Source organism: Microcoleus sp. B3-D2 (assembly GCF_036705345.1).
In the GTDB taxonomy this organism is placed as follows: Bacteria; Cyanobacteriota; Cyanobacteriia; order Cyanobacteriales; family Microcoleaceae; genus Microcoleus.
Genome location: NZ_JAUBUG010000006.1, coordinates 1 through 13774, shown reverse-complemented (window position 1 = coordinate 13774; position 13774 = coordinate 1). Strand labels below are relative to the sequence as shown.

The 13774-nt window shown below is 44.2% G+C and carries 10 protein-coding genes; 4 read left to right on the top strand and 6 right to left on the bottom strand.

Annotated elements, in window-relative coordinates:
• Positions 1-209: 209 nt before the first annotated feature.
• Positions 210-2084, top strand: coding sequence for an NAD(P)H-quinone oxidoreductase subunit F (locus QUB14_RS03685; protein ID WP_333215292.1), 1875 nt, complete (start codon positions 210-212; stop codon positions 2082-2084).
• Between the two features lie 135 nt (positions 2085-2219).
• On the opposite strand, the gene QUB14_RS03680 is transcribed toward QUB14_RS03685, so the two are convergent.
• Positions 2220-2831 (bottom strand): Uma2 family endonuclease, encoded by a 612-nt coding sequence (locus tag QUB14_RS03680; RefSeq protein ID WP_333215290.1) that lies wholly within the window; start codon positions 2829-2831, stop codon positions 2220-2222.
• Between the two features lie 128 nt (positions 2832-2959).
• Here QUB14_RS03680 and QUB14_RS03675 point away from each other — a divergent pair, with 128 nt between their 5' ends.
• On the top strand, positions 2960-4474 hold the full coding sequence (locus QUB14_RS03675; protein ID WP_333215288.1) for an NADH-quinone oxidoreductase subunit M: 1515 nt from the start codon (positions 2960-2962) through the stop codon (positions 4472-4474).
• A gap of 282 nt (positions 4475-4756) precedes the next feature.
• A complete protein-coding gene (locus QUB14_RS03670) occupies positions 4757-5923 on the top strand; it encodes a CO2 hydration protein (protein WP_333215286.1) in 1167 nt (388 codons plus the stop codon).
• A gap of 349 nt (positions 5924-6272) precedes the next feature.
• Here QUB14_RS03670 and QUB14_RS03665 read toward each other — a convergent pair whose 3' ends face one another.
• The 4 genes from QUB14_RS03665 to QUB14_RS03650 all read right to left on the bottom strand — a co-directional run bounded on the left by QUB14_RS03665 (position 6273) and on the right by QUB14_RS03650 (position 11436).
• On the bottom strand, positions 6273-6992 hold the full coding sequence (locus tag QUB14_RS03665) for a PHP domain-containing protein (RefSeq protein ID WP_333215284.1): 720 nt from the start codon (positions 6990-6992) through the stop codon (positions 6273-6275).
• Between the two features lie 398 nt (positions 6993-7390).
• The gene (locus tag QUB14_RS03660; RefSeq protein WP_333215282.1) at positions 7391-9817 is read right to left on the bottom strand and encodes a bifunctional serine/threonine-protein kinase/ABC transporter substrate-binding protein; all 2427 of its coding nucleotides are present in this window, start codon (positions 9815-9817) and stop codon (positions 7391-7393) included.
• A gap of 468 nt (positions 9818-10285) precedes the next feature.
• Entirely contained in the window at positions 10286-10750 is a 465-nt protein-coding gene (locus QUB14_RS03655; protein WP_333215280.1) for a hypothetical protein, read from the bottom strand.
• Positions 10751-10791: 41 nt separating this feature from the next.
• Positions 10792-11436 (bottom strand): group II intron maturase-specific domain-containing protein, encoded by a 645-nt coding sequence (locus QUB14_RS03650; protein WP_333215278.1) that lies wholly within the window; start codon positions 11434-11436, stop codon positions 10792-10794.
• Between the two features lie 227 nt (positions 11437-11663).
• On the opposite strand from QUB14_RS03650, the gene QUB14_RS03645 reads away from it, so the two are divergent.
• The gene (locus tag QUB14_RS03645) at positions 11664-12890 is read left to right on the top strand and encodes an ISL3 family transposase (RefSeq protein ID WP_333215277.1); all 1227 of its coding nucleotides are present in this window, start codon (positions 11664-11666) and stop codon (positions 12888-12890) included.
• 2 nt (positions 12891-12892) lie between these two features.
• On the opposite strand, the gene QUB14_RS03640 is transcribed toward QUB14_RS03645, so the two are convergent.
• A partial coding sequence (locus QUB14_RS03640; protein WP_333215275.1) for a reverse transcriptase domain-containing protein occupies positions 12893-13774 on the bottom strand: 882 nt, incomplete at its 5' end.

The following is a 13774-nucleotide window of genomic DNA, read 5'->3' as shown; positions in this document are numbered from 1 at the left end:
TCTTTGAGTGCCTCGTCTGCTCAGCTAGTAATTTTGTCTTGAGAGAATTCTCAGTTTTGATGCTTTAATGTATAGTTAATCTGGAGTGCAAATTATTTTGCCACAACTATACGATCGGGTTTAGTCAAAGTTTTAGGGTCTCGCGCGATCGCCTGCGACTGTTTTTGTATAAAGGCAGCCAGTAATTTGAAGTTTAAGGGATAAATTAAATGACTCAATTTCTCCTCCAAGCCTGTTGGTGGGTACCTTTATATGGCTTGATAGGCGCAATTTTAACTTTGCCGTGGTCTACGGGAACAGTTCGCAGAACAGGGCCCAGACCGGCCGCTTACTTCAATTTGTTGATGACTGTGTTGGCTTTCATACACGGGTCAGTTATTTTTACAGCGACTTGGGATCAACCGCCCCAACAGTTGCTCGTGCACTGGGTGCAAGCAGCCGATTTAGATTTGTCTTTTGCAATAGAAATCTCCACAGTCAGCGTCGGAGCAATGGAGTTAGTTAGTGTTCTGAGTTTGCTAGCACAAATTTACGCTCTAGGCTACATGGAAAAAGACTGGGCGCTAGCTCGATTTTTTGGGCTGATGGGTTTTTTTGAAGCAGCAATTAGCGGCATTGCCATTAGCGACTCGCTGCTTCTAACTTACGCTTTGTTGGAAGTGCTGACGCTTTCAACTTACTTGTTAGTCGGGTTTTGGTACGCTCAACCGCTGGTAGTAACAGCCGCTAGAGATGCGTTTTTAACCAAGCGTGTAGGAGACGTGCCACTGCTGATGGGAGTAGTGACGCTTTCAACTTTAGCGGGAAGTTTGAATTTTTCCGATTTGGAAACATGGGCTGAAACTGCAACTTTGTCTCCTGTAGTGGCGACTCTTTTAGGTTTGGCTTTAATCTCCGCACCTACGGCAAAGTGCGCTCAATTTCCGTTCCATTTGTGGCTCGACGAGGCGATGGAAGGGCCCAACCCGGCTTCGATTATGAGGAATACCGTAGTTGTGGGCGCTGGGGCTTATGTTTTGATTAAACTTCAGCCTGTTTTAGCGCTTTCCCCGGTCGCAGATGCGGTGCTGGTGGTTTTGGGTGCGGTGACGGCTGTTGGCGCTTCCTTGGTAGCGATCGCCCAAATCGACATCAAAAGAGCACTATCGCATTCTACCAGCGCTTCTATGGGTTTGGTGTTTATCGCCGTGGGGCTAAATCAAGTTGACATTGCTTTGCTGTTGCTGTTCGCCCACTCGATCGCCAAAGGTCTATTATTCATGAGCGTAGGGTCAATTATTACCACCACTAACACTCAAGATTTAACAGAAATGGGTGGGTTGTGGTCGAAGATGCCTGCCACGACTACGGCTTATTTAGTAGGCGCTGCGGGGATGGTAGCGCTGTTGCCTCTGGGCAACTTTTGGGCGATGCGGCGCTGGCTCAACGGTTTTTGGACTGTGCCTTTGTGGCTGGTAATAGTGCTGCTTTTAGTTAACGGTTTGACAGCGCTAAATTTAACTCGCATATTCGGTTTAGTGTTTGTGGGAAAACCGCAGCCGAAAACTCGCAGAGCTCCGGAAGTCGGTTGGCAGATGGCTTTGCCGATGGTAATTTTGACGGTGATGGGGCTGTTGGTGCCTTGGATGTTGCAGGAGTGGCAACTATTAATTAGTTGGACTGGGCCTTGGGCGGAAACGGGAGATTTTGATGCTTTAAATTTGCTTTTGAAGACGCTGGATACGCCGCTGTTGTTGTTATCTGGGTTGATTGGCGTTGCGGTTGGGGTGGCGATTTATTGGTACGGCGTTTTACCTCGACCGGTACGACTGCCGGTGCCGGCGTTGCAGGATTTGTTTGCTTACGATTTTTATATCGATCGAGTTTACCGCTTGACTGTCGTTTGGGCTGTGGCTTTTATTTCTAAAATCAGCGCTTGGACTGATAAGTATGTGGTGGACGGGGCGGTGAATTTGTTCGGTTTTGCGACAATTTTCAGCGGTGAAGGGTTGAAGTACAGCGGCACCGGTCAGTTGCAGTTTTATGTGTTGACTATTGCGGGGGGGGTTGCTGTGTTGCTGGCGTTGATTATTTGGCAGTTTTAAACCGCAGAAGTTGGCAGATGAATTTATTCTGGATTTGTCTGCTTTTGATCTAGTTTTATTTAATTTTAAACCGCAGATGAGGGCAGATGAACGCAGATGATTTTAGTCTGGGTTTGTCTGCTTTTTTATGTCATTTTACTCAAAATCGATCGGCCACAATTCTGTCACCGCAACTTCCCAACCGGGCAAAAGTTCGGGAATTGAAATCATGTCGCCGTCTCTCAATACCACTGGCTCTGCAGTCGGAATGTAAATTGTTACTGTACGTTTGTCTGGGTCGATTAATATTCCTACTTTTGCTCCGAGTTCGAGAAATGATAAAATTTTTTCTCGCAGGGGTTTGAGGCGATCGAACTGAGATTTGATTTCTACAACTAAGTCGCGAACGAGTTCGGCAAAATACCTTTTACTTTGCTTGAGGCGATCGGCTGTCACAAACGAAACGTCCGGTGCTGTAAGATTTGAATTGGGGAGAATAAACCCGCCGCTGGACTCAAACACTCGTCCGAGTTTGGGGGGTTTGACCCAGTTACGCAAAATACTGCCAAACTCAAGTCCAATTTCGCTCGATACAATGTCTGATGGGCCCATAACGATAATCTTCCCGTCTACCAGTTCTAATTGGTAGTCTAGATGTGCTTCGCAGAGTATACCTTGCAGTTGTTCCAAGTCGGCAACTGTGAGGCGGGTGGAAGGAGAACCGGATTTAATTTGCAAATCTTCTCGATCTGTAAGACTTGAGGTCATAGGAGGATTCCAGAGACATTTGAATCTATGTTAACAAGAAAATCAGCCGATCGCTTTTATATGTAGTTGCTTTGCGTTAATGTTAAATATAGCTCTAAATACTGTGTAACAAAGGAAAGTTTTAATTGATGCTCAGTGCTTTAATCTGGATACCAATGTTGGCTGCTGCCCTGATTGGGCTCTGGCCCGGTTCAGTGAGTTCTAAAATAGTTCGGAATGTCGCGATCGCCATTGCGGGTATAACTTTTATTCTTTCGGTAATTTTGGCAGTTCAGTTTGATGCCAGTACCAGTCAGTTGCAGTTTTCGGAATTTATTCCTTGGATAGATGTTTTGGGATTGAATTACAATCTCGGTGTTGATGGTTTGTCTCTGCCTTTGGTAATTTTAAATACTCTGCTGACAGGGGTAGCTATTTACGCTACGGATGAGTCGATCCGCAGACCTCGACTTTATTATTCTTTGATTCTGTTAATTACCGGTGGCGTAACAGGGGCTTTTTTATGTCAAAATTTGCTGCTGTTTTTCCTGTTTTTTGAGGTAGAATTGATTCCGCTTTACCTGTTAATTGCGATCTGGGGAGGCGAGCGCCGGGGTTATGCTGCTACTAAGTTTTTAATCTATACTGCATTTTCGGGAATTGTGCTGCTGGCTGCTTTCTTGGGCACTGGGTGGCTTAGCGGTGCTTCTAGTTTCGATATGGTGGGTGCAGCGGGCGCATCGCATTTGCAAGGAGGATTGCCATTGCCTTTGGTAAGGCAAATTGTTTTGCTGGCAGGGGTGTTGCTGGCTTTTGGAATTAAGATGCCTTTGGTGCCTTTTCATACTTGGCTGCCGGATGCTCACGTAGAAGCTTCGACGCCGGTTTCGGTGCTGCTGGCGGGGGTGCTTTTGAAGCTGGGAACTTATGGGATGCTGCGCTTTGGTTTGGGTTTGTTTCCAGATGCGTGGGCGGTGGCGTCGCCGACTTTGGCGAGTTGGGCGGTGGTGAGTGTGCTTTACGGGGCGAGTTGCGCGATCGCCCAAAAAGATATGAAAAAAATTGTAGCTTACAGTTCGATCGCTCACATGGGCTACATTTTGTTAGCTAGCGCCGCAGCTACTCCGATTAGTATGTTGGGAACTGTTTTGCAAATGGTTAGCCACGGTTTAATTTCGGGGCTGCTATTTTTGAGTGTCGGCGTTGTTTACAAAAAATCCGGCACCCGCAACATCGATGTGCTCAAAGGTTTATTCAATCCCGATCGCGGTTTGCCGATGATTGGCAGTTTAATGATCCTCGGCGTGATGGCAAGTGCCGGCATTCCGGGTTTGGCTGGATTTATTGCTGAATTTTTGATATTTCGGGGCAGTTTGCCAGTATTTCCGGTGCAAACTTTCCTCTGCATGATCGGCACTGGTTTAACTTCAGTTTACTTTTTAATTATGGTCAACCGCGCCTTTTTCGGCCGCCTTTCGGATTTGGTGGTAAATCTGCCGCAAGTCCGCTGGCGCGATCGCATCCCTTCGCTGATTTTAGCAATAATTATCGCAATCATGGGAGTGCAGCCGGGAGTTTTAGTTGCTTTGAGCGAAAAAACTGCGATCGCAATGGCAGCTAATGTGCCACCGCAAGTTAAAGTGATTGCTCAAAACTTAGACTGATAGGATGTCCGGTCGCTCGACCGCAATCCAATTCGTTTGTAGTGAGGAATGCCAGTCATCCTACAATTGTGAGGACGGCCATACTCACTACAAACAAACGCAACCTGCATAAACCGTAAAAACTCCGGTTTCTTCCAGATAGAGTGCTTCCTAGAGGGTAGGTATTTTTATATCACAAAAAAGTAAAGGTTTGTGTTTTTCTGTAGCAAACATTACCAAAACTGATATAATAGCATAGTTATAAACAGTAAAAAAATAGTTTTAAATTCAGGCTGAATCCAGATGAAAAGTGCCGTATTAAAACCCTCTGCCCATCCCCTATCCGCATACATTGACCTCTTGGAATCAGGCAAAGCTTTACTGCCTGAATCTACGGAAAATGTGGTTGAAGTTGTCGGCGTGCTGAAAAGTTATGGTATTGTTTTAGATGCCTATTCTCGCAATCTCAATTATATTGCCGAAGAACAGTTTTTAGTGCTTTTTCCGTTTTTTAAATATTTCAACGGAGATGTGACTCTGCCCAAATTAATTCGCTATTTGTGGCACGACAGGATTAATTTTGAGTATGCTGAGTATTGCATGAGAACAATGCTTTGGCACGGCGGCGGGGGTTTGGACAGTTATTTGGATTCCCCGGAATTTAGCAGTTTGGCCGAAAAGGCGATCGGGGCTAAGCTGAAAGGCAATTTTTTCATGCAGGCACTACACAAAGCATTTCCTAATTTTTTGCCGGAACAAGTGCGGATGCTGGCTTACTACACCGGCCTCGGTCAGTTTTGGCGGGTAATGAGCGATTTGTTTATGGACTTATCTGATTCCTACGATCGAGGGGAAACTAAGTCTATTTCTGATGTAGTTGATTTTGTCAAAGCCGGTTTAGTCGCCGCGGCCAGCCTACCGATTACCTACAGCGTCAAGATTGGCTCTCAAGTCTACGATATCCTGCCAGCGACGGCTAATTTGACATTTTTACCAGATGTAGCCGTGCCTTATGTAGAGGCTGTTTTCTTTCGGGGTACTGCGTTTTTTGGCACAGTTTCATACAATGCTCAAGCCCATCAAATTCCGGGAGAACAAAGAGAATTTGCCTACGGGGCTTTGTTTGCTGACCCTTTACCGATTGGAGGTGCAGGGATTCCGCCAACTCAATTGATGCAAGATATGCGGCATTATTTGCCGGAGTATTTGCACGAAGTTTATCGCAGTAGCTGTCGCGGTGAAGACGATGTGCGGGTGCAAATTTGTCAGAGTTTTCAAAAGTCGATGTTTTGCGTGACGACGGCGACTATTTTTGGTTTAGCACCTCATCCAATGAATACCTCCGATCCAGAGGAAAAAAAGGCTAATCGAGCTTATTTGGAAGGTTGGATGGATCGATTTGGGAATTCTCGCTTGGATTGGGCAAATCAGCCAACTAACCGGGCCTGTCAGTTGTTCCCCGAACGGTAGAAGGGCGACTGGTTTTTAGGGCGCAATGTCTCTAGGAGTTGCAACAATATTACCTGAAGAAAGCAATTGCTTTCTTTTGGAGTGCGAAAGCTCATCTTGGCGATAGAAAAAATATCGCGTCCCGTCAAATAGCCGTTATAAGGCAAGTAGTGAAAACTTCAGTCCTCAAACTTTTATGAGGACTGAAGTCATGACGACCAAACAATTTTACGGTAGTCATTTTAGCGGACATAATATGACCTGATAAACTGTTTGTTTTCGGGTCATTGTGATTGCTTTCATAAGAGGTATATCCGCTAACGCTTAGACTGGTAATGACAGGATAAAGCACTTCTTATTTCCGAACTATCTAGATTCGGACTAGAAGACTCAGGCCGTGAGAGTCCGTGCCACAAGTTCCCAGCAAACCATAAGTTTCGGCTAAATCTTTGACTAAAGCAGTTTGTTTGGGACTCGGTTTCCAAGGATTTGGATTACCGTAAGCATAGTAAATTTCTACACCGTCAATTCCGAAACGGGCTGCTTCTGGGATTAGTTGATCTGCGGTCGATCGATACCTGCAAGGATGTGCGAGAACTGCTAAACCTCCTGCTTCATGAATAGCTTCAATTACCCTGGCTGCTGAATAACAATAAGTGCCTTCAGTGCTTTTACCTCGTAGGTATGGTTGGAGACTGGGATGTTGCGGATCGAAGGCGTAACCGAGAATGTGTACCTCATTGTTGAGCAATTCGGCATTAATTTCAGCGCCTGTCCAGAGACTAGGTGCTTCGCTATTTTTGTCGGGATGGTTTAATTTCCAATTATCCAGCCAAATTTGAGCTTTAACGTAGCCTTGGGTGCTGTGGTGGTCGGTAATAGCTAAGCCTTTGAGACCTCCGGCTATGGCTTGTTCCATCAATTTCTCTGGCTGTAATCGCCCGTCGGAGTAGACTGTGTGCATATGAAAGTTATAGGAACCCGGACAGCTATCGGCATCAATTGTCTGAAAGACTTGTTTGAGTGCTGAGATATTCTGGGCTTCTGGTTTGAGACTAGAAGCGGGGGAGGTAGCGAAATTGACAGCCATAAGCGTTATTATAGAAAAAACTAGCTTTGTTTAATATATCTAATAAATTGATATGTTGCACCTCTGGCAAGAGTCGGCTGTAGGATTGAAACACCTAGCGGATTGTTGCGTTCGGCACAAGATATCAATTCACTCGCACATCTTGCACAATTCTTTATCCAGAATTTTATCGTCTGGTGGGGGCGGGTTTATGAGATTATTGATTTTAGGCAATTATATTGGGTAAAACTCGTCTCGGACGGTTTGTTGACAAGGCCACAAGATATCAATTACTCCCACATATTGCATCATTCTTAATAATAGGCAAGATGCCGGTTCTACAAAGAGTAAATTTTCTTGTGGGGTGGGTACCCTGCCCGCCCTTGAAAGGTTTATTGACAAGGCCACAAGATATCAATTCAATCGCACTTTAAACCTGCGGCTGCGGCGGTGGGAAATTCGATCGGCACAAAGGTAACGCCATATATTGCTGTAGAACAGGGTACAATATGCGCTACTCGTTTGGGAGGATTTTTCCGATTTCCAGTCTTTGAGTCAAACTCAATTATACCCGTGGCTCCCTCGGCTTTAAAGTTTGGATCGGCTAAGGTTTTTTGCATTCCTTCGCGAGTGGGTTGCGCCTGCATTTCTAATGCTTTAATCAGCGTCCGGGCGGCGTCGTAGGTTAAAGCCGATCGAGTATTCACCGGGCCTCCCCACAATTTTTCCGCGTTTACAGGAAATTTTTTGTCAAAGCTTGCTAGCGGATGCCAAAACAGGGATATTCCCAGTTTTTCAACAGACTTTAGCTCTTTTGCTACTTCTAGCGTTCTCGGCTCGTACAGCGTCCAGGGCCCGACAATCCAATTGCGATCGCCGTTAGCTTTTATCATTTCGATCGCATTTTCTACGGACTTAGTTACTTGACCGTCTGGAAAGAGTGCTATGGCTTTTATTCCGGCTTTCTCAACTTCTTCGATCGCTGCTTCTGCGTTGAAATCATTTTTGGATAAGTTCTCATAATTTCTGAGTCTATAAGTTTTACCTCCTTTGGCTTCAAATTGCTCTGTAAATTCTTCCCACAAAGAATAGCTGAACGGACTGTCGGGATTGTAAAAAACAGCAACTTTTTTTCGCCCTACGCTCAGCAATCGATCTACTAAGCCTTCAGCTTCTACGCTAGTTGTCGGAGCCGTCCGAAAGAAAAATTTTCGGGGTTTTCGGGTCAGTTCTTCTGTGGTGCTTCCCGGAGAAAGGGCGACTAATTTATGGCGATTGTAAATATCTACTGTTTCCACAGTCATGTCGCTGGTATAATGTCCGATGAGTGCTAGAATATCGGGCCGCTGGACTAGGTAATTTGCTCTTTGAACTGCGTAGGATTTAATATTTCCGTCATCAGCAATGATGACTTTAAGACCTTTTCCGTTAATAGCTTTTGGTTGGAGAAATCCTTTACCGGGAAAGTCTCGATCGCTCTCATTGGAGATGAGACTTAAATTAACTTCGGTTTGAGCTTGAGCAATGCCGCGCAGCAGTTCTTCGGCTAAGTTGGCGTTGGCGATGCTACCGTCTTGATTTCTGCGGATGGGAACAACAATGGCGATGGTATAATACTCTGCACCGCTCGCTTCCAGCAGGGCATTGTTTATGTAAATTAAAGTTTCCGGATCTCTGCGATCTTCCCTCCATGACTGTTTGAGCAATTTAAAAGCTTCGGGATAATTTGAGTCGGCAAATTCGCCAATTCCTCTTTGTTTTGACCAAAGGGCGGAGGTTTGTACCAGAAGTTTTTCGCCAGAACTTACACCATCTGCGGAGGGTGAAGCCAGCATTGGTTGCGGAGAAATTGTGGGGATTAGCGGGAAAATTCTGGGGATTAAAAGTACGCTAGCCCCAAAAGCAGCAATTCCCGCAACGCCTAACAGCAGCCAGCGAAAGCGCGATCGCAACTTCCGCGAAGTTTTGGGTAACTCGGGTCGTTCGACGATCGACAAATCCAAGTCTTGCAAAACTTCATCCACAGATTGGTAGCGCTGCTGAAAGTGGAAACGCACCATCTTGGTTAAAATATTTGTTAGACTATCGCTAACCGGTTCCGATGTTAAATAATCCCAGATAATTTCGCAATTTTCGGGGTCTTGTGGCAGATTGGTGGGACGCCGCCCGGTGAGGGCTTGAATCGCGATAATTCCTACTGCGTAAATATCATTGTAGGGTTGCGGACTGGAGCGTGGATTGTATTGTTCGGCAGGCATATAACCGGAAGTACCGATCGGCGAGCTGAATATTTCACCTGTAGAGTTAGAGGTAAAAGTGCTGATTTCATTGACAGCCCCAAAATCTATTAAAACAATTTTTTTATCGGTTTCGCGCCGAATTAAGTTAGAAGGTGTAATATCGCGGTGAATAATATTTTCTTGGTGGACACATTTTAATATTTCCAGAACTTCCCGCAAGAAAGCAACAGTTTGTTGCTCATTCCACCGATCGCCCGCAGCGAGTTCTTGACTGAGCGGATGTCCTTGAACGTATTCTTGCACTAAATAAAAATGGTTGTTTTCTTCAAAGCGATCGAACAATTCGGGAATGCGCGAGTTTTGCCCGAGACGGCCCAAAGCGCTAGCTTCCCTTTCAAATCGATTTCTTGCCCCTTCCAAGACGCGCGGATCGTTCGATATGGGAAAAGGAATTTCCTTAACAACATACCGAGGACGATCGGGTGTGTTTAGAGCACGATCGGGTGTGTTCATTCGTGCCGTATAGGTTATAGCAAACCCTCCCTCTCCCAACCGATCGAGAATTTCGTAGGTTCCGTGCAGGATCTGTCCCAATTGGATATACATAATTTTTCCAAAATTTATTGACAAATTGTGGTTTTTAATGTCGATCGTAACAAGCCTGAATTAGGTGAGGGATGTCTAGCAATCGGTAATTAGTAATGGATAATTAGTAATTGGCAATCGATCGGCGAGTACCTAACTGACTTGAAAACTGCTCTACAAGCTTTTTCGCTGCGAGATGCAGGCTGATATTATATCAAAAACCGGCAATCGATCGAACTCGCTTTAACAAGTTAGCCCGGGGTGTCAGCCAGGGAAATTTCATTCGGGCGATCGAATATTGCAAGTCGGCCGGGGCGGGTTTACAGGATCTCGGATTTGTACTGAATATCGCGCGCGAACCCTTTCAAGCTCGTACTCGAATATGCTGTACTTGTTATTCGAGTACGACCTTGAACTCTACAGAAATTACGGTTAATATGACACACTCTACAGCAAACTGATGACTAATGACTGATGACTGCTGACTAATTAACTTTCCCCTAACTTGCTGAGTACAAAAGCAACCAGAAACCCGCCGACAGTAATTAATCCGGCAAAATCGTGAGTTTCCTCGAAGGCTTCGGGAATCATGGTATCTGAAATCATTGCTAAAATACCGCCCGCTGCTACAGCGGTAGTTGCAGCGATTATTTCCCGAGAAAAGTGGCTAAAAAGCGTATATCCTAACAATGCTGCGATACCGGAAATAACTGCGATCGCGCCCCAAACTCCAAAAACGTAACCCATCGATCTCCCTGCTTTTTTCATACCGGCGGCGCTGGAGAGCCCTTCGGGAATATTGGAAAGAAAAATTGCCGCTACTGTCACCCAACTGACAGCGCCTCCAGAAATCATGCTGACGCCAACGACGATCGACTCCGGTATTCCATCTAACAGCGCGCCGAGGGCGATGGCTAATCCGCCATCGCCTGACTCTGTTTTAGCTGGGTGCAAAGCGCCCGATCGCTTGCGGTGGTTTGAGTCGAGGGGGGATATTATTCCCCGCCCCTCTCAGTTAGATCTGGGCGTGCGACTTTCACCGCACCCAGCTCCCGATGTTCTTGGCTTGCGCCTTTGCTCGTGTGGAGATAATCGTGGCAGCTTTCGTGAACCGCTAGAAGGTTGTTTATTTTCCAATTACTATGGTTACTGTCTACATGATGCAGATGTACCTTTTCATCGCCTAGCATTTTTAGACCACATTTCCCACATTTATGGTTTTGCCGTTTTAAAGCTTTAGAGGTGTCGCCGTTATAGAGCTTGCTGTTGCGCTCACTCCAGTAGGCTATATCTCCGTCGTAGGGAGATTTCTCTCCTTTGACATTGACAAATTTGTTTTCGGAGTAAGGAACCGCCGGGAACGCTTTTCCCATCAATTCCTTGACAGTATAGCGATTCTGTTTTGCTTCCTTATTGAATACCTTGAAAGTTCTATTTCGGATGGAACTCAGTGAAAAGCGTGAACCATCCAATTTACAGTAACGGTGGTAATTTCTCCAGCCTCTAACCACAGGGGCTAATTTTTCAGCCTTGAACGTGGCACCATGATTCGAGTTGTTGACGATGTGTTTTACCTTCTGACGGAATGCTTTAAAATTGTCCGCTGATGGAACGCATCTAAATTTCCCGTTGTTTTGCACTTTGAAATGCCAACCGAGGAAGTCAAATCCATCTGTCGTGGCTGTTAGCTTAGTTTTCTTTTCACGGCTCTACCGAAGCTAGTATGTAAAAAAGTTAATAATTTTTATAATAATTAACTATAAAATATAAAGATTAGGCGCTGGGAAGCAATTATATATTGACTTACAGGTATTTTTGTGATTAAGTAAAGTTAGATCTTACAGAAATTAAAATAAAGATTATACTTATGGCTTCCAATCCTCAACTTCATCTAATGACCAAACTCCTTAATATTGAGGGAGTGACCGTCAAAGGTTATCAGATTATTGAAAATATAGGAATCACGATTTACTTAGATAATAACAACAAAAAAGCCATTTGTCCCGACTGTGGGAAGAAAACTGATAAACTCCATCAAAATCATTATTATGTAGTGAGGGATTTGCCCTTTGGAGAGCAAAAAGTATATTTACAAGTAAATCGCCGTCAAATGAGGTGTGAAGGTTGTCCAAAAAAATTTAGTGAAGACTTAGAATTTGTTAAAAAAACTAGAACTTATACGGAGAGGTTGAAAAAAAAGATTTTGTCAGAATTATTAGAAAGTGATCTCAAAAATGTGGCTCAAAGGAATGGAGTCAGCGAACAAGAAATAGAAACCATGTTAAAAGAATGGGGAAAGGAATTGAGCGGACAAAAACCATCAGGATTAAAAAGGCTAGGAATTGATGAAATTGCTCTAGTAAAGGGACAGAAAAATTATTGTGTAGTTTTAGTAGATCTCGATAAAAAAAATATAGTAGGAATGGTCAAAAATCGAACTCAAGTAGAAATAAAAAAATACCTAGAAGCCTGGGGAGAAGAAGTTTTAGAGCAAATAGAAGAAGTCAGTATAGATATGTGGAAGCCTTATAAAAATCTCTCCGAAGCTTTAATGCCACAAGCAGAAGTTGTGGTCGATAGATTTCATGTTATGAAGCAAGTAAATGAAGAATTAGATCGAGCGAGAAAAAAAATTAAGAAAGCAGCCGTTGCCTTAAAAAATCAGTCGGAAAAAGATCGAATACTATCGGGAATAAAAAAAAGTAAATATGTCCTACTAAAAAATGAAGAGAATCTCACTGAAATCGAAAAATCCCAGTTAGAATCAGTCAAAAAAGTGGCTCCTACCTTACAAAAGATGCATCAAATGAAAGAAGAGTTTAGACAAATTTTTGAATCACCAAAAGATTGGGTAGAAGGATTATTTAGTTTAAGTGATTGGTTAAAAGATGCAATTTCCTTTTTCCCCAAAAGCTGTGGGACAATTATTAGGTGGATTGGAGAAATTATTGCGTATTTTGATCGGAGGACTACTCAAGGAGTTGTGGAAGGAATTAATAACAAATTAAAGCTAATCAAAAGAAAAAGCTATGGGTTTAGAAATTTTGACAACTTTATTCTTAGGAGCTTCTTACATTGGCATTTTGCTAGTTAGTTTTACATACTAGGTTCGGTAGAACCCTTTTCACTAACTTTCATTCCTCGTTCTGCCAGAAATTCGCTGACTTTATCAAGTATTGCCTCAGCTTCATCTTTGGGTTTTAGAATTATTACCATGTCATCCGCGTAACGGACTGATTGATGTATTTCCTCAATCCCATTGAGAGCGATATTGGCTAGTAATGGACTTACCACGCCCCCTTGCGGGGTTCCTTGTTCTGGAAATTCTGGATTGATTCCTGATTTCAGACAGCGGAATATTCCGGTCTTGATGCCCCTTGGGGCGATGAGTCGTTCCATGATGCTGGTGTGGCTTATCCTGTCGAAGCATTTTTCGATATCGAGTTCTATGACTCGCTTTTCTATTCCGTTGGCTTTTGAGCTGAGATTTATGAAAAGGAATTTCTGCGCGTCATGCGCTGACCTCCCTGTTCTGAATCCATAACTCCGAGCGTGAAAAGTTGCTTCGTGTGCTGGCTCTAGCGCGTATTTTGCGAGGCATTGCCACGCTCTATCGGCGATAGTTGGTATCTTAAGGAGGCGGGTACTCCCATCCTTTTTAGGGATTGGTATTGAGCGTAACTTCTGGTGTTTCCAGTTGTTACTTTTAGCTCTGAGTTCTTCACTCAGAGCAAACCTTTCCTCAAATGTGAGTGAGGCTTTTTTATCGATTCCCGCAGTCTTTTTGCCAGCGTTTAGTTGCGTTACTTGACGTATTGCCAACATTCTTGCAGCCCAAGATTTCAGAATTAGCTTTTGAAGGGACTTCGCTTTCCGCTTGTCTCCAACCTGAATCGCTTTGTACACGCGCTTTTGTAGGCGGAATAAATTACGGCGGAATTTCTTCCACGGTAACGTTTTCCAAGATTCACTAACATT